General features: G+C 41.2%; 24 protein-coding genes and 2 pseudogenes. 16 read left to right on the plus strand and 10 right to left on the minus strand.

Features of this window, described 5'->3' with window-relative positions; genetic code table 11:
* Nucleotides 1-350: 350 nt before the first annotated feature.
* Nucleotides 351-1,661, plus strand: a complete 1,311-nt coding sequence (locus OCV44_RS21450; RefSeq protein WP_139686313.1) for a TolC family outer membrane protein — start codon at nucleotides 351-353, stop codon at nucleotides 1,659-1,661.
* A 107-nt stretch (nucleotides 1,662-1,768) separates the two neighbouring features.
* Nucleotides 1,769-2,949, plus strand: a pseudogene (locus tag OCV44_RS21455) (IS91 family transposase).
* 579 nt (nucleotides 2,950-3,528) lie between these two features.
* Here the strand turns inward: OCV44_RS21455 and OCV44_RS21460 are convergent.
* From OCV44_RS21460 to OCV44_RS21475, 5 genes and pseudogenes are all read right to left on the minus strand, one after another.
* A complete protein-coding gene (locus OCV44_RS21460) occupies nucleotides 3,529-4,677 on the minus strand; it encodes a hypothetical protein (RefSeq protein ID WP_139686318.1) in 1,149 nt (382 codons plus the stop codon).
* A gap of 216 nt (nucleotides 4,678-4,893) precedes the next feature.
* A pseudogene (locus tag OCV44_RS22340) lies at nucleotides 4,894-5,474 on the minus strand (IS6 family transposase); the annotation flags it as partial.
* An 89-nt stretch (nucleotides 5,475-5,563) separates the two neighbouring features.
* Nucleotides 5,564-6,211 (minus strand): IS6 family transposase, encoded by a 648-nt coding sequence (locus OCV44_RS21465; protein ID WP_261900945.1) that lies wholly within the window; start codon nucleotides 6,209-6,211, stop codon nucleotides 5,564-5,566.
* An 88-nt stretch (nucleotides 6,212-6,299) separates the two neighbouring features.
* A complete protein-coding gene (locus OCV44_RS21470) occupies nucleotides 6,300-6,545 on the minus strand; it encodes a hypothetical protein (protein ID WP_139686247.1) in 246 nt (81 codons plus the stop codon).
* Between the two features lie 305 nt (nucleotides 6,546-6,850).
* Nucleotides 6,851-7,207 carry a DUF3693 domain-containing protein gene (locus OCV44_RS21475; protein WP_139686246.1) on the minus strand — a complete coding sequence of 119 codons (357 nt, stop codon included), beginning with the start codon at nucleotides 7,205-7,207 and terminating at the stop codon, nucleotides 6,851-6,853.
* 130 nt (nucleotides 7,208-7,337) lie between these two features.
* Here OCV44_RS21475 and OCV44_RS21480 point away from each other — a divergent pair, with 130 nt between their 5' ends.
* The 13 genes from OCV44_RS21480 to OCV44_RS21540 all read left to right on the plus strand — a co-directional run bounded on the left by OCV44_RS21480 (nucleotide 7,338) and on the right by OCV44_RS21540 (nucleotide 15,925).
* Nucleotides 7,338-7,634 carry a hypothetical protein gene (locus OCV44_RS21480; RefSeq protein ID WP_135443103.1) on the plus strand — a complete coding sequence of 99 codons (297 nt, stop codon included), beginning with the start codon at nucleotides 7,338-7,340 and terminating at the stop codon, nucleotides 7,632-7,634.
* Between the two features lie 2 nt (nucleotides 7,635-7,636).
* Nucleotides 7,637-7,948, plus strand: coding sequence for a hypothetical protein (locus tag OCV44_RS21485; RefSeq protein WP_139686245.1), 312 nt, complete (start codon nucleotides 7,637-7,639; stop codon nucleotides 7,946-7,948).
* 2 nt (nucleotides 7,949-7,950) lie between these two features.
* A complete protein-coding gene (locus tag OCV44_RS21490; protein ID WP_017103178.1) occupies nucleotides 7,951-8,151 on the plus strand; it encodes a hypothetical protein in 201 nt (66 codons plus the stop codon).
* Nucleotides 8,141-9,253 (plus strand): replication initiation factor domain-containing protein, encoded by a 1,113-nt coding sequence (locus tag OCV44_RS21495; RefSeq protein ID WP_017103179.1) that lies wholly within the window; start codon nucleotides 8,141-8,143, stop codon nucleotides 9,251-9,253. Before OCV44_RS21490 ends, OCV44_RS21495 begins: the two co-directional genes overlap by 11 nt.
* Entirely contained in the window at nucleotides 9,241-9,588 is a 348-nt protein-coding gene (locus tag OCV44_RS21500; protein ID WP_065679027.1) for a DUF1293 family protein, read from the plus strand. The genes OCV44_RS21495 and OCV44_RS21500 overlap by 13 nt, the downstream gene beginning before the upstream one ends.
* Nucleotides 9,589-9,591: 3 nt before the next feature.
* Nucleotides 9,592-9,816, plus strand: a complete 225-nt coding sequence (locus OCV44_RS21505; RefSeq protein WP_081324601.1) for a hypothetical protein — start codon at nucleotides 9,592-9,594, stop codon at nucleotides 9,814-9,816.
* 42 nt (nucleotides 9,817-9,858) lie between these two features.
* Nucleotides 9,859-10,056 (plus strand): hypothetical protein, encoded by a 198-nt coding sequence (locus tag OCV44_RS21510; protein ID WP_029222958.1) that lies wholly within the window; start codon nucleotides 9,859-9,861, stop codon nucleotides 10,054-10,056.
* Nucleotides 10,057-10,184: 128 nt separating this feature from the next.
* On the plus strand, nucleotides 10,185-11,960 hold the full coding sequence (locus tag OCV44_RS21515) for a hypothetical protein (RefSeq protein ID WP_261900946.1): 1,776 nt from the start codon (nucleotides 10,185-10,187) through the stop codon (nucleotides 11,958-11,960).
* Nucleotides 11,960-12,301, plus strand: coding sequence for a DUF2523 family protein (locus OCV44_RS21520; protein WP_017103183.1), 342 nt, complete (start codon nucleotides 11,960-11,962; stop codon nucleotides 12,299-12,301). The genes OCV44_RS21515 and OCV44_RS21520 overlap by 1 nt, the downstream gene beginning before the upstream one ends.
* A gap of 3 nt (nucleotides 12,302-12,304) precedes the next feature.
* The gene (locus OCV44_RS21525) at nucleotides 12,305-13,672 is read left to right on the plus strand and encodes a zonular occludens toxin domain-containing protein (RefSeq protein ID WP_261900947.1); all 1,368 of its coding nucleotides are present in this window, start codon (nucleotides 12,305-12,307) and stop codon (nucleotides 13,670-13,672) included.
* Nucleotides 13,673-13,705: 33 nt separating this feature from the next.
* Nucleotides 13,706-13,879 carry a hypothetical protein gene (locus tag OCV44_RS21530; RefSeq protein WP_167351939.1) on the plus strand — a complete coding sequence of 58 codons (174 nt, stop codon included), beginning with the start codon at nucleotides 13,706-13,708 and terminating at the stop codon, nucleotides 13,877-13,879.
* A gap of 493 nt (nucleotides 13,880-14,372) precedes the next feature.
* Entirely contained in the window at nucleotides 14,373-14,966 is a 594-nt protein-coding gene (locus OCV44_RS21535) for a hypothetical protein (RefSeq protein WP_139686259.1), read from the plus strand.
* A 437-nt stretch (nucleotides 14,967-15,403) separates the two neighbouring features.
* Entirely contained in the window at nucleotides 15,404-15,925 is a 522-nt protein-coding gene (locus tag OCV44_RS21540; protein WP_139686260.1) for a hypothetical protein, read from the plus strand.
* Nucleotides 15,926-16,160: 235 nt separating this feature from the next.
* Here the strand turns inward: OCV44_RS21540 and OCV44_RS21545 are convergent, their stop codons facing one another.
* The 4 genes from OCV44_RS21545 to parA all read right to left on the minus strand — a co-directional run bounded on the left by OCV44_RS21545 (nucleotide 16,161) and on the right by parA (nucleotide 17,772).
* A complete protein-coding gene (locus tag OCV44_RS21545; RefSeq protein WP_065608080.1) occupies nucleotides 16,161-16,529 on the minus strand; it encodes a phage protein in 369 nt (122 codons plus the stop codon).
* 108 nt (nucleotides 16,530-16,637) lie between these two features.
* Nucleotides 16,638-16,811: a hypothetical protein gene (locus OCV44_RS21550; protein ID WP_170213771.1), complete on the minus strand. Its 174-nt coding sequence runs from the start codon at nucleotides 16,809-16,811 to the stop codon at nucleotides 16,638-16,640.
* Between the two features lie 114 nt (nucleotides 16,812-16,925).
* Nucleotides 16,926-17,135 (minus strand): hypothetical protein, encoded by a 210-nt coding sequence (locus OCV44_RS21555; RefSeq protein WP_139686261.1) that lies wholly within the window; start codon nucleotides 17,133-17,135, stop codon nucleotides 16,926-16,928.
* 1 nt (nucleotide 17,136) lies between these two features.
* Nucleotides 17,137-17,772 carry a ParA family partition ATPase gene (parA, locus tag OCV44_RS21560; RefSeq protein ID WP_139686262.1) on the minus strand — a complete coding sequence of 212 codons (636 nt, stop codon included), beginning with the start codon at nucleotides 17,770-17,772 and terminating at the stop codon, nucleotides 17,137-17,139.
* Between the two features lie 175 nt (nucleotides 17,773-17,947).
* Between parA and OCV44_RS21565 the strand changes: the two genes are divergently transcribed.
* Nucleotides 17,948-18,928, plus strand: coding sequence for an Rpn family recombination-promoting nuclease/putative transposase (locus OCV44_RS21565; protein ID WP_139686304.1), 981 nt, complete (start codon nucleotides 17,948-17,950; stop codon nucleotides 18,926-18,928).
* A gap of 927 nt (nucleotides 18,929-19,855) precedes the next feature.
* On the opposite strand, the gene OCV44_RS21570 is transcribed toward OCV44_RS21565, so the two are convergent.
* The gene (locus OCV44_RS21570; protein ID WP_139686303.1) at nucleotides 19,856-20,695 is read right to left on the minus strand and encodes a hypothetical protein; all 840 of its coding nucleotides are present in this window, start codon (nucleotides 20,693-20,695) and stop codon (nucleotides 19,856-19,858) included.
* Nucleotides 20,696-21,238: the final 543 nt, after the last annotated feature.

Consider the following 21,238-nt stretch of genomic DNA (forward strand, 5'->3'; position numbering starts at 1 on the left):
TCTAACATAAAACACTGTCAACAATTTGACTCATAATAATAGCGCATAAATGCTTAATTTTAACTTCTTAATCACATTTTACTAATAAAAGAGTATATTATTTACTGGTTATTGTCGTAGATTCGACCGCAAAGATACGTGCATTAATTCTGTTTAAGACTTTAATAATACGACTTTAGCCAGAAAAGAATTGGAACTACAGCTCATAAACTGTAAAACCAAATACACAACAATGGCAACTAATTGCATTTAACAACATTGAGCGTTATATTATTGACGCAGATGGAGTAGCCCCTGTTTATAAGAACAAAGCCTCACCTTCAGAAATGACTAAACCTAGGAGAAGCAGAGTGAAGAGGACTCGATTCAACGCCATATGCTTTGGTGTGTTTGCCGTCAGCCCAACTTTTGGACAAACACTTGAGCAAGCGGTTGAAAATGCACTTATTAGCAACCCAGACATCAAAAGTGCATTTAATGAATTCGTAAGTAAGCGGTATGTGAATGAAGCCTCGAGCGGTGCTTATCTTCCTTCTGTCGATCTAGATGCAGGCGTCGGATATGAAGGGACAAACCCAGCAGAGAGCAATCGTAAGTCTACCGATTTAACGCGAAAAGAAGCGACAATTATGCTAACTCAGCTTATTTGGGATGGTTCAGCGACGCTTAACGACATTGACCGTACTGCTGCGGATGCTGAATCCGTTCGTTACCAATTATTAGCAGACGCTCAAGATAAAGCATTAGAGGTCGTCAAAGTCTACCTGGATGCCGTTAAAGCCTATAAAGTACTGACACTTTCTGAAAATAACCTGAGAGTGCATAAGAAAATCTATCAAGATATCAAGAAACGAGTAGATTCAGGCATTGGTTCAACAGCAGACTTAACGCAAGTAGAAGCTCGCTTAGCTAAAGCACATGGTAACTTGGTAGCTGCTCAGAACAACTTGTTTGATACGCACACGATCTTCTCTCGCCTTGTCGGTAAGGATCCGCAAAGGCTTATCTTCCCTCGAGCAGATCAAAACTTCATTCCTTACACATTAGATGATGCGATTGATTTGGCATTTAACTCTCACCCAGTGATTAAGATTTCAAAAGCGGATGTTGATTCGGCTAGGTTCCAGTACAAACAGTCTAAAGGTAACTACTACCCAGCTGTTTCTATAGAAGTTTCGCAAACATGGCGTGATGACGCATCTGGTATCGAAGGAAACAGAGATGAAACAACAGCGATGCTGCGTATGCGTTACAACTTATACAATGGTGGCAGTGACTCTGCAAATGCCGAAAGTTTCGCCTACCAGTTGAACAAAGCAAAAGACTTACGCGAACGCGCATATCGAAATGTAGAAGAAGGTTTACGCCTATCTTGGAGCGCACTGGATCTGACACAACAACAGAAGCAATTTTTGTCCGAACACGTAGATTCAGCTTCTGAGACAGTTATTGCGTACGAAAAACAATACCGTATTGGTCAACGTACTCTACTTGACTTATTGAACACAGAAAACGAATTGTTTGAAGCTCGCAAAGACTACTTGGATGCGAAGTACGCAGAACAATACGCCAAATATCGCGTCATGAATGCGACTGGTCAACTATTGAATGCGCTTCGCGTTGATGTTCCAACAGAGTGGAATCAGAAGGTGGAGTACTAATTATGCAAGCAGGAACCGGCGACGGTGTCGCCTGAGCGGCCTACGGCCGAAAACAAAGAGACTCAACCTACTAGGGTGCTTTACATGGATCGTTTATCCTATAGGTCATGCATCCGAATAAGCCCATCAAACAACTCTTCAATGCCAACGATACTTGGCTGAACTACCTCAATAAGTACCGAGAAACCCTCCGAACCGTCGTCATTGAAAACGTCACCAAGATGCTCGCTTGCAGTACCGCTGCTTTTGGCTCTAAAGAGTATCGATGCAGTCATGCTGACTGCACCCATCACAAATATATTCACCAGACGTGTAAATCTCGCTTTTGCAGCAGTTGTGGCATAAAAGCCACAGAGCGGTGGATACGAAAGCAACAACATGTCTTTCCTGAGTGTGAGTATCAACACGTTACGTTGACGCTTCCTCACACGCTGTGGCCTATCTTTCGGGATAGTCGTTTTCTTCTCAATCATCTCTTTAGCTGTGCAGCCAAAATCTTCTTAGGATGGGCAGAGCAACTGGGTATCGATATCGGGGTGTTCTGTGCACTTCACACCTACGGGAGAAAGCTGAATTGGAATGTGCACATCCATTTGTCTGTCACGCGTGGAGGCTTATGTAAGAGGACTGGCCTGTGGAAGCCCATTTTCTTTAAAGCTAAGACCACTGAGAAGTGTTGGCGCACCGCCATCATTCAGCTTCTCAGCTCCAATTACTCAGAATTAGAATTGAGTGGAGAGGGTTGCCCTTATATTCGTAATGAGCAAGATTGGTCCCGATTTTTAACCAGCCAATATTGCCGTCGATGGAAGCTGCACTTTGCAAAGAAAACGGCCAACGTGACGCCCACCATGACTTACCTCGGACGATACCTAAAACGCCCACCCATATCGGCGTCGCGTTTACGACATAACTTCCAGGGAGGCTTGGTAACGTTTGATTACCTCAACCATAGAAATGGTCAGACGGAATCCCTCATTTTGAGTCCAGAAGCTCTGATAGAGCGCATGATTGAGCATATTCCAGATAAGCACTTCAAAATGATTCGATACTTCGGTTTTCTATCAAACCGACGTCGTGGTGAGATGCTCCCTAAGGTCTACGCGCCCCTAAAGACGCCCCTGAAATGCCCGGCTACGCCGCCATGTTGAAAGGGTATGTGAAGGTTGATCCGTTTGAGTGCATTCTTTGTGGGCACCGTTTAACGTTTCTTCGCTTTAGGGCTGGGGAGCCGCTGTCAGAGCTGGTCCACCATGCTCTGGTTCAAGCCCAAATCAGGTCAATTTAGGCATTTCGCAGGATGAGTGTATCTAAAATCCCGAAAACAGCATGAAAGTGTTCAACAAACACCCGTGTTTAGATTGTAGAGCAGAAGTTAGATCAGTCAGCGACTCATTCTGACGAGAGTTATGCCGCGATCGTTCAGGTAAGGAATCATTCAGATTCCTTACCTTAAATGGAGATGGGGCGAAAACGGCAGTAACATATTTACCAATATATTGAGAAGCCAGGTTAATGGTGAAACAGTAGCTTTAACTCATGATTTGGATGGCAATCTCACCGTTGAGGAAGTGAAGACTAAAACTGAGGAGCTTAACCTGCAGCAAATGGCAATTGGTTTTACCAGCTTATGGTAATACACTAGGGATTTAAACACTGTGGCAAAGCCAATGTGCCGTATAGTATCAACTATATAAAACGGCATGTTGGCCTGTTATTTTTGACGAAAACATATCGGACTGGTCTGTCACACCTCTAGCTAGATTTGCGACAGAACCAACTTGTGTATTGACTAAAAAATAAGCGAAACGGGGTAGCTCTATCTCTAAATTTAATTACGCAACAAAGCCCCCCTTATCTTTAAATATCAATTATTTTTAATTTCGTTACACCATGCGTTTGCAGGCCATACACCATAAGTTTGTACTTGCTTTTCACCTTTCCTCCACTGATTAATAGGGTCTTTCCAAAGGTGACTACATCTGTTACTAGAAAAAATACCAGGTAATTCAATAGCTAGGTTAACATTGGTTGCATCTATAGGTAAATATATTGCAGCACTTTGAGGGGCTGGAAAAGAACCAGATTTAAATTGTTTTTCTTTACTTGATATTAAATCATAAGTTAGTTTCCATTTGGTAATATAGGTACTACCGGGTTTACTATTTATAATTAATTCTAGTTGGTTTATTGGCTGGATCCAGTCATTAATTGGACGCTTCCCTTCTATTGAGGTAAAGGTGAAGGCAACTGGTACCAACTGGCTGTTTTTATCGCTTGATGGGAAGTTAATTGCAGTGACAGATTTACTCCCTTTCTCTGAAATTACTTTAGCTGCGATTCCTATTTTATCTTTTTGGGGTGAAAAAAAATCAACAGAAGTAGTCATGCTATACTTGCCTTGATTTTTATCATTAGCAATTGCAACACCACGTGTTGCCCATTTAACACCACTAATAAAACCAAAGCCTTGAGAAATGTTACCAGTCTCTTTATCTATATATGGTGTATGTTTAGCAGCATCCTCAATAATATCCCATTTATCTACCACAAGAGAATAGGGGTTCTCAGTATAATCTTCTTTATCAATAATATAAGTTACAGCTAAACTTTTTTCTCTTGAAAAATTCCATTCATGCTCCATTCCTACATCAATTTTTATACCAGTATTAGGATCTATATAGCCACCATCTATTTTAACTTCAACACTGTTTTTTGATATCCCCTTAGATAAAAATTCCCATTTCTCATCTTTATTTTTTCTCGTGAAATGAACAGGATCATTTACAATATCTGCACTTATCAAAGTAAACTCACCTGTTAAGTGGTCTAAATAGCCAATAGCTCCAACCTGGATTGATGCATCATAATTCCAATTTGAGAATGTATTTTCCTTAGACTCTCTCATTAAAGACGTTAGCTCTTTATTCCAAAAATTTCCACTTTCTGCTGAAAATGCAGAGCTTGCTGATAGCATAGCTAAAGCTATTAGCCCAGGTTTCGTTACTCTATTCATAGTATTATCACCTCTATTTAGCTACCATCTTAAAATTTAAGATGGTTACATGAACACGGTGTTATTGATCAAATCAGCTCGAAGATCAATGATGCCATATATGACTTTGTTTATAGCTTTGACATTCGGGTTCTGTCGCAAATCTAGTTAGAGGCGTGACAGTCCCATCCGCCAGATACAATTATACTGTGAGTGCGTAAATCGCTCAAAGGCCGTCTAGCCTTCAATATTTATCTGCTCTTGTTTGAGCATCGTCCACACTTCACACCCATGGAGACTGGCCAAAGCTCCTTCCATTGACTTCCAACCTAGTGCTTGACGTGTTTTCTGTTTTACCCATCGGTGACTCTGCCAAAGATATTGTTCAGATATTTAGTGTCCAAAATCTCTACCAGTGAGAGCATGAAATACCCCGTCAACCAAAGCTGAGCATTCATTGAATCAATGACCGCGTAGTTACTCTTACTTCTATCTATAACGACCTTACTTGACTTGGTAAACCATTTTGTGAAATGGCTTTATTCAGAGAGGCTTTTGCAGCAGCCTCATCACGGTCGGGCTAAGACAATAATAAATCATATTTCCAAATTTATCGACGGCTCGGTAATAGTAGACCCATTTCCCCTTCACTTTGATGTAGGCTTCATCCATACGCCACGAGTCAGATACCGGCTTTTTCTACGCCTGGCTCTATGCTCCAATACTGGTGTGAATTTGATAACCCAACGATTAATAGCAGTTTGATTTACTACGACTCCACGCTCTGATTGTATCTCTTCGATTTCACGATAACTGAGGGTTCTATCGCAAATCTAGCTAGAGGCGTGACAGTCCCATCCACCAGATACAATTATACTGCGAGTGCGTAAAATCGCTCAAAGGCCGTCTAGCCTTCAATATCTATCTGATCTTGTTTCAACATCGTCCACACTTCCCGCCCATGCAAACTGGCCAAAGCTCCTTCCGTTGACTTCCAACCTAGAGCTTGACGTGTTTTCTGCTTCACCCAACGGTGGCTCTGCTCGACGATATTGTTCAGATATTTAATGTCCAAAATCTCTACCAGCGAGAGCATAAAATACCCCGTCAACCAAAGCTGAACATTCATCGAATCAATGGCCGCGTAGTTACTCTTACTTCCGTCTATAACCACTTTGTTTGGCAAACCATTTTGTGAAATAGCCTTATTAAGAAAGGCTTTAGCAGCAGCCTCATCACGGTTCGGGCTAAGATAATAATCAATCACATGTCCAAATTTATCGACGGCTCGGTAATAGTAGACCCATTTCCCCTTCACTTTGATGTAGGTTTCATCCATACGCCACGAGTCAGACACCGGCTTCTTTCTACGCCTGGCTCTATGCTCCAATACTGGTGTAAATTTGATAGCCCAACGATTAATAGTAGTGTGGTCTACAACGACTCCACGCTCTAATTGTATCTCTTCGATTTCACGATAACTGAGCTTATAGGCGAGATAATAACGTACGGTTTCGAGAATAACTTCAGAGGGAAAGTGGCAGCCTTTAAACATTAAGAATCAGTATCATGAATAGAAATTAAGCAAATCTTAACTTAAAGGCTCAAAGTTTGCGACAGAACCGCACCAAAGGGTTTTCAGCCTATTTAATATTACTCTCATCATGAAGCGCGTCTAACTCGCTAGCAAGATCCCGAAAATAAACCGCCCATAATTTAGCCTGTTTTTTAGACAGTTTCGCCTCAACAAGTAACTCATCAATTGAAAACTTTCGTTCTGGGATATCAGGAGAAAGATAAAGATTCAACTTCCCCACCTTAGTCAGTTCTAAATGGGGAGCCAATGGCCAAGACAAGGCTTTAGTATCGATAAAATTTCTCAGTAACATAAAAGAAGACTCCATTTTTATTCTTGATTTTTTAATGCTAACAAAAGATCCCGCATCAGGATCAATTTTTAAAGGCAATCTGATAGCGGTCAGTTAGATTGAAATCAAAAAGCTCTAGTTTTGAGACTTAGAGGGCAAAATCGAGTCGAAGTAAAAATGCATCACAAGTGTTTAACATTTATCAGAAAACTGTAATTAACTTTCAGAAGGGAAATCTAGGGTGTGGAAAGAGAAGAGGCTGACTTTCGAGCGGTTGTAGCTAGAGTCGTCCCCTAACGCGCAAAAGCCAGCTTAATTTTGTCAATTTAACATATTATACATAATACGCACTGAATCGAGGATTCTATCCCTAGGGCTATAGCACCGCAAGCCATTGAAATACTTGTTAAACCAAGCCCATTATACTTTTTTGCAATGCTGTTCCACAGTGTCTGTGCTTCGTAAGTTTTTGCCTTATCCAAAGCTAAACCAACTAATGCCTTTTCTTTATCTTCACCAACAATGTCAGCAAGCATAAGCACTTGATTCTCTTTTAAAAATGCTCGGTCTTTTCGAATGTCCGTTAGCATTTGAGTACTAATACCTAAATCAGACGCGACTTGCTTATATTGGATGTAATTCATGTGCTCTTTATAAGCATCTATGAGTTTCTTTGTGTACATTTTGAAAACCTCGTTTGTTTCCTATAGCTCGATTCTAGCTCATAAACACGAAATTTATCGTATTGCCACTACGGGAATTATCGTATTTACTGTACGGAAATTATCGTACTGACTGCTTCTGGTGGCTTTTATGTTCCAAATCGAATCTATTCAATATGGCTCTGTGCTCAAATCTGAACACGTTAGCTTCTCTAGCTACCCAGATTTCACACACGCGTCAGTGTCTCTTCATAACTCACCACTAGAAATCTGTTTTGAGTTCCTTGTTAGCGAACTTGAGTTTGGACAACGCACTATTGGTGAAGAACTTTTTCACACTGTCAGCTACACAAATCCACTTTATAACTCGAGTGACGCTTTCACTTTCACGTTTGATAACGACCAAGAACTTGATCAGTTCTGCTCGTTCTACGGTTTGGAGCGTTAATCATGAAATCTGTCCTTTCATTTTTGTCTAAATGCAAAGTCGAGCTTTCTATTTCTTTAGCTGCTTTTCTTTATTTTACTTTCCTATTTGATATCTCTGTTGATTTTGCAAAGTCAAAATTTTGTAGTTTCGAGGTTTCAAATAAAACTTATTCGGAGATTGTTGCCGGTTCTCTTGAGGTTGAGGAAATCAAAGTACTGGCAGCTGCTTTGATGTCAGATGATGGTCAGATTGATATTTGTGAAGCTTCAGAACTGCAACGAGCTTATGACGAATTAACTTCACCTAAAGCTAAATTGTTGGAGGTGCTTTAATCATGGATTCAATCTACTTCGACAACGAACCCAATCACGGCATCAACGCCTATTTTCCTTGGGGTCATAACTTCTTCAAGACTCCGCGTGATTTCTTCCAGTTCATGGAAGCTCACTACGGCATGGTGTCATTTCAGATTGTCGAAATCACGGATGATAACTACCAAGAGCTTTTGGTTAAGGGTGTGTTCCATGCCATCTAAAAAACCACATAAGTTCCATGACGAGATTCGTCCGGTACAAGTTGATCACCTAGCCTTTTCGTTTTCGTACGGCTCACTTAGACACTTGGACAACTCGAACGAACAAGACTTTATCAATATGCAGTTTCCTGAGTTTAAAAAGCGAAGCGTTAATGGTCGCCTTAACTCACCAGAAGCCATTGATAAGTCAATTGAGTCACACCGTAACAAATGCCGTAAGGTTTTGGCCGATAGGTTTGATGAGTTCATGTCTAAAGTCTTTAACTTCCGCATATCTCCTATGCGTGGCCGTGGCTTACATGGCTATGAAGATTCAATGGTGATTTACGATTCAACGGGAACGGTTGAGTGTGGTTTGGTTGGTGTTGGCGGTAACAACGATACGGTTTACGTGCAAATCAATGGTACTGGTTGCGCTAAGTTGTTCGACTTCACCACACACAAGAAGGTGCACTGGTGGTTATCACTTTTGGGTATCACTCGCCTCGCCCGTTTAGACCTTTGCGTGGATGACTACACCGGAATCTTCGACTGTAAGTATGCTGAGAAATGTTTTTATGAGGGAGCATTTCGCACTGCTTCTCGTGGACGTGGTCCGACAATGGTTCCTCATAAGCGCGTTTCACAATCCGGTGAATTATCAGAGGAAGCCGTTCTTGTTGGCTCTCGTACCTCTGCAATCTACTGGCGTGTGTACAACAAGAAGTTCGAGCAAAACATCGCTGACCCTGAAGTGATTTGGTACCGCAACGAAGTGGAACTGAAGAAGTGCGATTTATCACTACTCGCCTCGCCTGCTTCGGCCTTTGCTGGTCTCTGTGATTTCTCGGCCAGTATCGACCCTGCTGAACCAATGAAGCTTGAACTCAACAAGAAAAAAGCAGGTCTTGAGTTCTTCGCTCGTATCGCTTGGGTTCGTCGTCAATGTGGTAAAGCTCTATCTGAAGTTGTTGCTATGACTGAAGGTGATTTGGGTGAAGCCTTCGGCATGCTCATTCCTACGCATCATAGACGTGCAAACTTTGAAACCTCGTTGGGCATTCCTGACGAATACACTAAACAGAAAATCGAAATTTTGGAGTCAAGAATATGCCTACAATAACTGGTATTGCTATCAAGCGTTTCCCTAAATCAAACATGGAGTTCGCTGAGCTGTCTGTTCTACGTGCTGTAGAAGAAGTCGACAACGAGAAGTTTCAGCAAACGGGTATCGGTTTCTCTACTGATATTCCTTACAACAAACAAGCATTGAAAATCGATGTTGAGTATGCGCGTCAGCTTATCCAATCACGCGCGTTCGTTGCTAACCGTGAATACGAACTGAGCTTTGGTGCTAACCCAAATGACCCACTCGATATCTTGGTCAACAAGCTTGTTCCTGTCGATGAAGAAATCAAAAAGCACTTTGATAACTTCATGAAAGCTAACAAGGCTTAATCAATGAACTGCATTACGACAACACAGCAAGGTTATCTAAGAACGTCAACCGACTTTGACTGCAAGCTCGTCATGCTAACTGACACTGAATACAACAATTTAGTGTCAACACCACAATCCCTCAATATCGATACGGAGCTCTACACCACCGTTTCGGGATGGATTTTACTTTCATTCGTTTCAGGTCATGTACTTGGACGAATACTCAAAACACTCGGCAAAGGCTGAGTACATTTTTTAAAACAATCTATAGGTAATACTATGAAAAACATGAAAACTCGTTTAATCGCTCTATCTACTGTTGTTCTTTCTGGTGCTTCAATGGCCGACGCTACACCCGTTCAAACCGCTATAAATGGCGCGGTCACTTCTGGTCAAGCTAACTACGGTCTGGTTGTGGTTGGTTTGATTGGCCTTGGTGCGCTTGGCTTTGGCCTTAAAGCTATCATGGGAGCTATGCGCGGCTAATGGCTGTACTCGTTTCTGAAGTCGTAACCATCCTCTTGGGTGTATCTATGGCCTCATCCTTTATATACGGTGTATATACGGGTATTAATGCCTCCTAACGGGGGCTTTTTTATATCTAGGTTTTGATTATGAAAACAGCCATTAACGCACTTCTACGCATTCTCTTTTTTATGACCTCTTGCTTGATTTTCGTAACAAAATCCTATGCTTTGGATTGTCCTGCAGGCTCTGTCGATAGTGGCGGTGTTTGTGTTAGTGCTTGCGAAATTTTAAAGGGTACTAACCGCACCATTAGTTGGGATGCCTATATCAATGGTGAACAACCGACAGGTTTTTGTAATGGCGCTCACGGGGCTCCTATTCAGTGTGATATGGAACGTAGTGCTTGGGCTATTTCTACCGATTCACCAGACTTTCAGTTCTGGCAAGCTAAGTTCAAATTTACGGGTAAAACTTGCTCAACACCTCAACAATTTACCGGAGGTACTCCAAAGCGTTACCCTTGGGAGGGTGACCATAATATGAATGGTATTCTTGACGTTGATGAAGATTGGGACGGTGATGGAATCCCCAATGGCGTAGATAAAAACCCAAACAAGTCTGATAACACTCTAGAAGATAAAAACAACAACAATGTCCCTGATAAATTAGAGCCTTACCTCGATACGTTAGAGAGTACCGAGGTAATAAAATACGATATTAGTTGTCCTGCTGGCGTTCCTGAGAGCAAGTGTATGACTTTGTTAAATCTCGCTAAAGCTTCTGAAAAAGTTTCGGTTACAAACAGGGAGCTAACCAAAGTAGTCAAAGATTTGGTTTCAAAAAGCGCATCAAAATCTGATGTTGAGAACGTTAACTACAGCATTAGAAGTGCGTTATCTCAAATGGTTGATAAGGTGACCAAAACTGAGGCCAGTCTAGTTGATAAAGCTAAACGCTCTGATGACCTGTTGACTGACCTTGTAGACAATAAAATCATTGGTGCTATCGATGGTATTCCGGACTCTATAGCAGCGAAACAACAGCTAGAAACCAACAAGATTATCAAGGCTATCGACTCCATCGATACCGGATTAACTCAAAGACAAGATCTCTTTTTAGCTAAAGCAGCTTCCGCACAAATGAACACTGAACTCATTCAAGATTTGACCTTAAAAGTGGAAGATGTTGATTACAACCTCGCAGATGCAAAAAAGGAAGTAATCGACCAAGTAAAAAGCTCTCAAAGGAAGACAACACAAGCAACTGGTCGCGAGTTCATGCGTTTGAATCGAGCTCTTAGCACGCTTGATGATTCCATCTCTCAAGACTTTGTTGCGTTGCGTAGTTTCCTAAGTGACAAAATGGACAATCAAGATAAACGCAATGAAACCAACATAGACAATGCTGTTTCTAAGTTGAAAACGAGCATAGAAGATTCTACAACGGGGCTATCTTCCAAAATTGAACAATCCGGCTCTGAGCTATCAGGGAAAATTGATGGGCTTTCAGACAAACTAGACGGTATGGGCGGCCTCGATGATGCAACCAAAGACGCGATAAAAGGCATTCGAGATTTACTAGGGGCTGATAGTGGTTTCTCGGCTCCTGTGGTTACCGACGATTTTATGGGTGGGTTTATTTTTGATGCAGATTCATTCAAAGATATCACCGCAGAAATCGAGGTTCTAAAGGAAAATTACAAGACCGAAACGGAGCAATTTAAAACCTTATTCTCTATCGATACCAAAGCATTCAAAGACGGGAAATATGTCGAGCATCAATTAGACCTTACTGTTGCAGGCCACAAACAGTCTTTCAAAACTGGCGTTCTCTCTGCCCTGTTAGACAACGCCGAAATCATAAAAGCTATCGTTCTTTTCATCTTCGTTCTTATCGGTATCAAAATGATGGGGTCTAATTAATGGATACTATATTTGCTTTCTTTGATTGGGTTTCAACTCAATTTCAAGTCGTTGTCGATTTCATCAAATCGCTGCCTTATATCTTCTCGAATATCTTCTCTTACATTCAGTTGTTTTATTTGAAAATGAAAATAGCCGGACAAATAGAATTTATAAAGATGTCTTACGTCACTGCACAGATGTTATTGCAGGAGATAGGTTTTAACGATTTGTTAGCCGCAACGTTTAACGCTATGCCGTCTGAGATTCGCTTTTATGCCTTTAAGTTTGGCATTCCTCAAGGGCTTTCCATTGTGGCGAACTTCTTCACGACGGGCTTTGTAATGAGAATGACGAGGTAACGCATGGCTATCACAATAAGAACCGGAGCAAACGGCTCATACAAGTCCGCATACACGGCCTACTTCTCAATCTATCGAGCTCTCAAGGCGGGTAAGGTTGTCGTGACGAATATCGAAGGCATGCAACCATTAAATGTCATACAGGAGCGTTTTGGTGTTGAGTTCCCTACTACATCAAAACTGTTTCGTATCTCGTCTAGGGACTCGGCAGGTGTTCATCTATGGACGCACTTTTTCTGTTGGTGCCCTATTGGTGCTTTGATTGTTATCGATGAGTGTCAGGATATCTATTCCAAGAACATTGGTTTTGATATGAAGAAAGTGACCTACAAACCTGTCGAGGACTTCATCACCAAGAACGACGGCCAAGACGGTCTATTACCCGAGTCTTACCTATCCTTTTTTTATTCTCGCTATACGCCTGCTGATATGGAACAGCTAAACGAATCGGAAACTGACGACCGCGGAGTCGCTGAATACGATGACCAGGGGCGCATTATCTATCCTCATACTTTCAATGAGGGATTCATGCGTCATAGGAAATATAACTGGGATATTGAATTGCTTTCGCCTGACTGGAAACAGATTGATACGGGCATCAAAGCATGTGGTGAGCAGAACTTTTATCACAAGGGACGTGACCAATTTTTTTGGACTAAACGCAAACCGTTAATATGGAAGCATGACAAATCGGTATCGACTCCAGTGATTCCAAAATCCAAAGACGTTAACACCACTACTCAAAAAATACCGTTGGATGCTTTTCTACTTTATAAGTCAACGGGAACAGGCATAGCCAAGCAAGCCGGAGCTATGAATACGCTTTATCGCAGTCCTAAAGTGATTGCAGTGTTTTTACTTTTTATTAGTTGTTTGGGGTACATGGCCAATGAAATATCCAATCGCGTTTTTGATTCTACTGAGGAAGTTCAGGAAGCGGAAACGCCACAATATCAAGATTCCCCTACTGGGAAAGACAGCTCAAAAGCTCAAGAAAGCGGTCAAGGTGCTAGCGGTGTATCTGATGGTGGGAATAGCAATCAAGCTGATAACAATGATGATGTTTCGAGTATTTCTATAGCGGATATCTTACCGTTTGACGGTATCCAAAAGGCATTTGTAACGGGTGTTAATTTCGCTATCAAACCAAAGAAAATTGAACGTCATGTCAGTATTGAGATAGTCGCATCCGATGGGGTTTATAGCCTTAATCAGAATTATCTAAGGGCTTACGATGTGACCTACGATGTTATTGACGATTGCCTACTGAAACTAAACAGAGGCCAGTTAACCAAATTGATAACGTGTAAGCCTCACGAGGTTCTGTCAGACGAGCCCGAACTAAAACGAGCTGATGTGAATTTGTTTTAAGAGTAACAACCAAATTTTGTATAGGGGTATTAAATGGAAAGTGTCACGTTAACGGCTGACCAAATCACAATGATTGCTCAGGCTTTTGCTATCTATGGGTTTATCGGTGTTCTAGGAGCGCTGTTTTTTTATGACTTGGTTTGCGCTGTTGTCGGTCGGGTTCTTAGGCGCTTTGGGTCAACGAACGGAAAAGCCCCTCAGGGATAAGCGAACATGATCATGTTAAGGGGTCGATTCAGCTTGATGAGCGATAATCAGCGAAGCGCAGCTGGCGTTCGAGAGACAAACGAAAACCCTTCATCTTGCTAGGCGCTCTTTAAACTTGGGTAGGCTTTGTTGAGTGTTAATTGGTGGTTATAGTTTTACTGGTGCTCTAATCGCGTCACTAAATGATGGGTTCCCCTGATGACAAGCAAGGAGGACGAAGACTGAGGACGACGAGCGCGGAAGATGGGGACAACCCCCGTGTTGTATCACGGGGGTAAATTCGTCCTAACTATCAGCACTCACACAACCGTCTCTAGTTGCAAGCTTGCGCGCTAGTGTCTCTTTTGAACTATAAACAATTGTTAGTAATCGGAAATTCTTAGTAAGATTGCATTAACCAAGAACTAGAAAGGAAGTTTCTAATAGCCGTGTACTAAATTTTATGTAACAAGGCGATTAAGACAAACTAGTGACTCATAGGGATTTTTACCAAATGAAAGCATCTGACGTATTACAAGAAATAAGAAATGCACTCAAGCCTATAAAAGAACAAGGACAATCTACTTTCTCTATTGAAGCAATGGAAAACTATCTAAATCTATTTGCTAAGGATGTAGAGAACGATACTTTTTATAAATCACAAGATCATGAAGAACGACTCGCTAAATTTAAGGCTGAGAATGACCGCAGTATTGCGCTTGCCAATAACCAAACTGCACACTCGCTTGAAATGTTTAAGTCTGTAATTACAGCAGGTCAGTCTGCATTAAAATCCGGCATGGTTATCAATGGCGGCGCGGCTGTTGCACTACTAGCCTTTGCCGGAAAAATCTGGGAAACAGCTATATCCGAAGTTGTTGCGAACAGCCTAACTAGTTCTATTTTCATATTCTGTTTAGGTGTACTCTCTGCTGCTTTAGCAACAGGCACAACTTACTTGTCTCAACTACTGTTTTCAAATGATAGGTTAAAGCTAGGGAACTACGTCAACAGATTTAATATAGCTGTCGTTTTGTCTTCATATGGGTTCTTTTGCTTTGGGGCTTATAAAGCAGCAAGTTCACTTGGAATGCACTTCGGCTTATAACGAAGACTAGATGACGAATGAAAGTACTTCCCGTTATGTTGTTTACCTCAACCTCATGTTGTTCAAATTATAAAAAGTAGGCGCTAATCAATGTTCAAAATATCGTTATTGTTGGTAGGTTTACTTACGTCAAGCTGTGTATTGGCGTTTGGAAATAAATACGAATCATTAGTTGATGAAAAGATATTAGTAATGTGGAGACTAAATACCTCTTCCAACGAATTGTCATATTGCACTCAAGACTTCTCTGCTCTATCCACAAAATGCCATAATCCAATTAAGATTTCGGACGATTTTTCATTGGTGGATACAGCCCAAGGTTTTCTTTGGTTAATAGACAAAAGTTCTGGCTCCACTATGTTTTGTAGTATTGACTACGCACGAAAAAAACCAACTTGCTCTAGGGCAAGTAGGTAATTATGTTTTTTGGAGTTTGAATGAATAAACCAAATGTGGACGATATTTTTTCGCTTATTGGGGCTGCGCTTGTCTATGCTCAGTCTTTAGAATCCCTTATGAAACTTTGTACTACTTACGTACTTCAAGAAGAAGAATCGATAAACTTTGAGAAGCTAACAAGGCTTCAGAAAAGGGAGAAGAAAAAGACGTTAGGTTATTTTGTTGGTCGTATAAAAGACCGAGCAGATGTACACCCAAACCTCCTTCAGCTCATAGAATCGTTTCTAGAGAATAGGAATATGCTAGTCCATAATATCGATTCTATTCCAAATTGGGATCTTAGTACGAATGAAGGTACAGAAGTAGCTAAACAATTTGTGGGAAACCTGATAAGCCAAACTAGTATACTGACCCAAGTTTTTACTGCTTTAGTTTCAGCTTGGCAACAACAGATTGATTTAGAAGTTGAACATAGTGAGGCTGAACAACAAATTTTAAATGAAATTCAGTTGAAGTACGGTTCTATAGTTGACGAACTATTCACTCAAAAAGAAACATAGCAATACAACAACTGTCACTTAAACACAAAAATCATAAGCTGGTTAAAAAGCCGAACCCTCTCGATAAAGGTTCGGCTTCTTTCTCCTTGATATGACCCAAAAGGAGGACTGGTTCATTCAAAACAGGACATTTCTTTTCACCAGTCGAGGTCACTTTATCAACGAGAGCCACATCGTGTTAGCTAATGAAGCCTAGACTTTGAATTCACATTGATAAAACCATACTTTTCTAGTCCTATTTCTTGATATTAGCTATCGCTCTAGCAAGCCCAAGTAAGTGAGTTGAAGTCTTGATTTCTAATTCAGACTGAATTCCCAATAGAGCAATCCCTGCTAATATTTGTTGCGGCCTCACGACTTGGCCTGTCGGCAGCTCCATACTGTCGTATAACATTTTGAACTGTTCCCAATCATCGCTAACGCTGAGTTCCCGACCTTTTGCCATACGCATAAGCCTTTTACACTCAGGTGGTATCGGTTTTCCTTCATCCCAACCCGTGACAGTCCTCACAGTTTTAAAACACAGTTCAGCAACCTCTTCCTTCGTCATCTGGCACTCTAACTCTCGAAAAATGTAATTCTTACTCATTTCGCGATACTTCAATGATAAAACCTCTAAATACAAGAGGTTGCACTGAGTTAAGAAGATATGCACCATTAAACATAATCAGACATAATCACCACCAACAAATGCCATGCTGTAAAACAATTATCACTCACACTCCTCTAGGTAGTTCTTGATGGCCTGTCGTCCAACGAATGCGGCAATCACTTCTTGTTGGTTGGGACGGAAGTAGTTGCGTTCCATGAGGCTAACCAACGTATCGAGTTCTTCGTTAGTCACACTTTGGTTTAGGGTGTGAGTTATGCTACAGTTCAACTGCATATTAATTCTCCAATGGGTTAATTTGCCCCTCTCGATAGGTTTGGCGATCGCATCGAGAGGGATTACTCAATTACTCAATTACTCAATTACTCAATTACTCAATTACTCAATTACTCAATTATCAGCCATATAAGCTGTTAATGCTAGCTTAACGATCTCTGTTATTGATTTATCTTTTTCATTAGCAAAATTTTTAACTTGTATATAAAAACTTTTAGGCAAATCAGCATTTAATCTCTTAACCGATTCTTTCTCTAAAACTTTTTTTACTTCATCGATTTTTGGATGTTGATGCCCTTCTCCTATTTTTTTTACTTTTAACATTTTATTCAAAACCCCTGATAATCTGTTTTGTCATATGCTTAATTTCGAATGAAGCAGAACTATCCGGTTCCATATCTAAAGCAGTAATACCATCAGACAATGCTTTAGCAAATATTGTCCTGTCGTAAATATTTCCATCCAATAAAGGCAAATCATAATCAGCAACAACCTTACGAACTTCTTTGGCTAAATTTGTTCCTTTCTTAGCTCTTGATATTTGAAAAGCAGCGGTAGGAACACCGTCAGTTATAATCTGTCGTTGTTTGATCTGACTAACCAAGCTTTCACACGCCCATAAGTCTAAAGGAGAAGGCTGTATTGGAATGATAACTAAGTCAGCAGAACTGACAGCATGAGCAGCCATTTCTTCCAATTTAGCCGCGCCATCGATAACAATCCATTCATACCCATTAGCCAATTGTTTTATTGTACTTTTTAAAGCACCGGCTCTATCAACACCAACAATTGGAAATGAATTACCACCACCTTGTTCAGCCCAATCTCTAGCAGAGCCTTGAGGATCTGAGTCAACTAATAGAACAGTACCGTACTCTTTTAAAGCTCTTGCTAAATGTAACGCTATAGTGGTCTTTCCCGCTCCACCCTTCGGATTCAAAATCGCAATAATATTTGACATACACCCTCAATTACTCAATTACTCAATTACTCAATTACTCAATTACTCAATTACTCAATTACTCAATTACTATACTAACTCTAATTACTAAGTCAAGAAGGAAATCGACTACTATGTGAACTCCTCATTACATGTTTTTGATATTATGTTAGAAACACCAAACCAGATAAGTATCATGAAAACACCGACATCTATACACGACGGATTGTTTAAATCGTTCCTGACAGTGCCAGAAACAGCTAAAGATTTCTTAAACATCCATTTGCCAGAGCGCATCAAGCAAATCTGCAATCTCGATACACTCCGGCTTCAACCTGGTTCATTTTTAGAAGAAGAGCTAGTGCCGTACTATTCAGACGTACTTTACTCAATGAAGACAGAGGAAGGGGTAGGGTATGTATACGCTTTGATAGAGCATCAAAGCAGACCAGATAAGCATATGGGCTTTCGCATGATGCGATATGCTATTGCCGCAATGAAGCAACACCTAGAGGCAGGCAACGAAGCATTACCTTTGGTTGTACCCTTGCTGTTCTATCATGGCAAAACGAGCCCATACCCGTACAGCACAAATTGGCTGGACGAATTTGAACATCCAGAGATGGCCAAGACACTGTATAGCCAGAGTTTTCCCTTGGTGGATGTAACAGTGATGCCAGATGATGAGATCATTCAGCATAAACGAGTGGCGTTGTTGGAGTTAGTTCAAAAGCATGTACGGCAAAGAGACTTATTGGATTTTACAGACACACTGGTTACACTGTTATTAGAACGTTTAATCACAACCAACCAATTAGACAGTTTAATTGAGTATTTACTTAGAGTAGGGGAGACATCAAATCTAGAAGATTTGATGCGAACTTTAGCTCAACAAGTACCGGAGCATGAGGAGCGCTTCATGACAGTAGCAGAACAATTAGAAGCCCGCGGTCGAGAGCAAGGCTTAAAACAAGGCTTAAAACAAGGCTTAAAACAAGGCTTAGAAAAAGGTCGTCAAGAAGGCGAAGCTTTTGGTCGTCAAGAAGGACTTCAAGAAGGTCAGCAAGAAGCAAAATTTGCTATAGCTAAAAAAATGCTGGCAGCGGGTCTAGACAAGTCGTTGATTTCTGAAACCACAGGATTGTCAGAGAAAGAGCTTTTAACTCTTATTAACTGATCACTGCCTCACAAGATAAGGAATCATTGAGATTCCTTATCTTAAATAGCGAGATGGAAACATTTCGCTATTTTTACAACTCAAATGCGCTACACTGTAACAATGTTGATATTTAGCAATCCCTTATCAACCCTCTCTTCTTTTGCTCAAGATCTGCGCAGATCAAATTAGATCCGCTGCCCTGTCACTTTTCTATTCCATGAGTCGCTGTGCGACGAGTACCAGAACGCGCTCGCGTAGCGAGTAAGACGCTCTCTAATCATTTCAGATGAAGGAAAATGTATCGATGAAGTAACGGGTACGGAAATTGCCTTTCTCCTTGCTAGAATGCGCGAGCGAAGCGAGTAAGAGATGCGTTGTTGGTTGATGTGACTCGTGGTTATTGTGGTGGTTCCACGTATCTAACGTATATGCTCAAGAGTTTCCTGTCGAATGACAAAAGAAAAGTCCAGCGCAGCCAGCGATGGCGTTGTTATTTTTTAGTTCAGTAAAGCTCAATGCTGGCTGTGGCTACCTTGGAGCGTAGCGACCGCTGTTTTAGGATCGATCAAGTTAGATTTTGGGATGAGACTGACGCGTTATCGCTTGTCGGCTTCACACCGGCTCTACATACAAGTATGTAGCAGCCAGCGTGAACCTAAACTATCTATCTAATGTTTACTTAAATATTTATTTATATACGAAGTTTAACTACGGAGTACACATAACCGCAGTCCATTTTTTAGAGCCATCTTTGTGCTCTTCTCTTACACGCTTTTATTGCACTCCCTTTAGAAATTGACATAAAAAAGCGACTCAGAACGATCGGGAGGGGAGGGGGCTCAGGGTTAGACTCTGGTAAATAAGAAGAATATTGGTGGATCTTTAACCAAAAATAAGCTTCGAACGTGCAAAACCCTCCGCCGTTAAGCGGATACTTCTCTATAGCTAGTGCGGGGAAGGGGAGTAGTGAGGCGTTGCTGTGAACAGGTTAGCCACGTTCTTAGCAAAATCATTACAGCGCGTCGCGTTGTAGATCTCCTGAATACCAGAAGCAATGGTGCGGAAGTTTAGCCAGTCAAAACGCAAGCCTTTCTTTTCCATGCGTTTGCGAGAGGCAATAATCAACTCACAAATATTAGGATAGCGCACCACTTTAATGTCTCTAAAGAAAGCTTCGGTAAATTGCTTATAAGCGGCTGCGCTGCGCACTGTACCTTCGGCATCATCGACGCACACATTAATGCGCTCACTGTACAAGTAAGTCGCACGTTGCAAGTATCGAATAACCTTAGCGAATGACTTCGGTGAAATATATTCGCCCCAACGTAGCGCGTAGTCTTCCTGCAACTGGTCATAGCTGATGGTTTTCAAACCGGCTTCGGTCGGCACACCGATACGGCCACCAATCAAATCCGTGTTCGGTAAGATACAAGCTAAAACTTTGGCGATCAGCGTTCGGCATTGGATGTTATTGATCGCCGCGCCGCCCCAAGCGAATAGGGCAGGGAAGCGTTGTGGGTTATCGATAAACTCTTGGCACGCTTTCAAGATAAAAGCGTATTCGTGGGGAAGATTGACCACCTCACCACTACGAAGCAAACGTTGAGCCTTAAAACCGATCGCGTAATCGTCCTGGTTAAGTTCAATCTCGTGTTGAGCTGACTTAGGATTGAGCACTTCATGGTGCATCTCAATGAGTTCACGCTTACGTGCTTTACGCATCAAACGATACGCTTTGTCGTATTGGGATTTGGCTAACGCTGGTGCGAGGTTATCTGCAAACATGAGACTCGCCCTCTAAGCCATAACCGAGCCAGATCAAAGTGTGAGGATCTGATTCTAATGCGGTTACTACTGAGGTCTTGAGTCTGAGGGTCGCTTGCCATAGGCAAGACACAATGGGATTCTTCATTATTTGGTTCCATACGTTTTAGGGTTGTTTGGATTGAGAGTCCAAACAATAAGATTTCAATTTACACAAGATCTGCAAAAAGATCAAATGCTTAAATTTCAGGCACAAAAAAGCCGTTCACGTATGGGAGAACGGCTGCTTTGCGAATGCTATTTAGTTAGGCTCTCACCCCTAACACACTCTCAATTCTTAAAAAATACACTACATAGAAAACTATGTAGTAGCGTGCTATGTAATGCACTTTTCGCTTTAAGAATCTGAGCAAAGTATAACGCACTTACTTTATGAGTCTCAAGTCTTAAATCACATTTTCACAAAATCGTTTAACATAATGGACATTATACGTAGTTATATCAATAACTTAAAGCCTATTATTACAATATGTGATAACTAATCACATATTATACTTTATTAAT

It is taken from the genome of Vibrio tasmaniensis (genome assembly GCF_024347635.1).
Taxonomy (GTDB): Bacteria; Pseudomonadota; Gammaproteobacteria; order Enterobacterales; family Vibrionaceae; genus Vibrio; species Vibrio tasmaniensis.

Excerpts from the sequence above, each read along its gene's own strand:
- OCV44_RS21460 (WP_139686318.1), bottom strand. The coding sequence starts at position 4,677 with ATGAATAGAGTAACGAAACCTGGGCTAATAGCTTTAGCTATGCTATCA.
- OCV44_RS21465 (WP_261900945.1), bottom strand. The coding sequence starts at position 6,211 with ATGTTTAAAGGCTGCCACTTTCCCTCTGAAGTTATTCTCGAAACCGTA.
- OCV44_RS21470 (WP_139686247.1), bottom strand. The coding sequence starts at position 6,545 with ATGTTACTGAGAAATTTTATCGATACTAAAGCCTTGTCTTGGCCATTG.
- OCV44_RS21475 (WP_139686246.1), bottom strand. The coding sequence starts at position 7,207 with ATGTACACAAAGAAACTCATAGATGCTTATAAAGAGCACATGAATTAC.
- OCV44_RS21480 (WP_135443103.1), top strand. The coding sequence starts at position 7,338 with ATGTTCCAAATCGAATCTATTCAATATGGCTCTGTGCTCAAATCTGAA.
- OCV44_RS21485 (WP_139686245.1), top strand. The coding sequence starts at position 7,637 with ATGAAATCTGTCCTTTCATTTTTGTCTAAATGCAAAGTCGAGCTTTCT.
- OCV44_RS21490 (WP_017103178.1), top strand. The coding sequence starts at position 7,951 with ATGGATTCAATCTACTTCGACAACGAACCCAATCACGGCATCAACGCC.
- OCV44_RS21495 (WP_017103179.1), top strand. The coding sequence starts at position 8,141 with ATGCCATCTAAAAAACCACATAAGTTCCATGACGAGATTCGTCCGGTA.
- OCV44_RS21500 (WP_065679027.1), top strand. The coding sequence starts at position 9,241 with ATGCCTACAATAACTGGTATTGCTATCAAGCGTTTCCCTAAATCAAAC.
- OCV44_RS21505 (WP_081324601.1), top strand. The coding sequence starts at position 9,592 with ATGAACTGCATTACGACAACACAGCAAGGTTATCTAAGAACGTCAACC.
- OCV44_RS21510 (WP_029222958.1), top strand. The coding sequence starts at position 9,859 with ATGAAAACTCGTTTAATCGCTCTATCTACTGTTGTTCTTTCTGGTGCT.
- OCV44_RS21515 (WP_261900946.1), top strand. The coding sequence starts at position 10,185 with ATGAAAACAGCCATTAACGCACTTCTACGCATTCTCTTTTTTATGACC.
- OCV44_RS21520 (WP_017103183.1), top strand. The coding sequence starts at position 11,960 with ATGGATACTATATTTGCTTTCTTTGATTGGGTTTCAACTCAATTTCAA.
- OCV44_RS21525 (WP_261900947.1), top strand. The coding sequence starts at position 12,305 with ATGGCTATCACAATAAGAACCGGAGCAAACGGCTCATACAAGTCCGCA.
- OCV44_RS21530 (WP_167351939.1), top strand. The coding sequence starts at position 13,706 with ATGGAAAGTGTCACGTTAACGGCTGACCAAATCACAATGATTGCTCAG.
- OCV44_RS21535 (WP_139686259.1), top strand. The coding sequence starts at position 14,373 with ATGAAAGCATCTGACGTATTACAAGAAATAAGAAATGCACTCAAGCCT.
- OCV44_RS21540 (WP_139686260.1), top strand. The coding sequence starts at position 15,404 with ATGAATAAACCAAATGTGGACGATATTTTTTCGCTTATTGGGGCTGCG.
- OCV44_RS21550 (WP_170213771.1), bottom strand. The coding sequence starts at position 16,811 with ATGCAGTTGAACTGTAGCATAACTCACACCCTAAACCAAAGTGTGACT.
- OCV44_RS21555 (WP_139686261.1), bottom strand. The coding sequence starts at position 17,135 with ATGTTAAAAGTAAAAAAAATAGGAGAAGGGCATCAACATCCAAAAATC.
- parA (WP_139686262.1), bottom strand. The coding sequence starts at position 17,772 with ATGTCAAATATTATTGCGATTTTGAATCCGAAGGGTGGAGCGGGAAAG.
- OCV44_RS21565 (WP_139686304.1), top strand. The coding sequence starts at position 17,948 with ATGAAAACACCGACATCTATACACGACGGATTGTTTAAATCGTTCCTG.
- OCV44_RS21570 (WP_139686303.1), bottom strand. The coding sequence starts at position 20,695 with ATGTTTGCAGATAACCTCGCACCAGCGTTAGCCAAATCCCAATACGAC.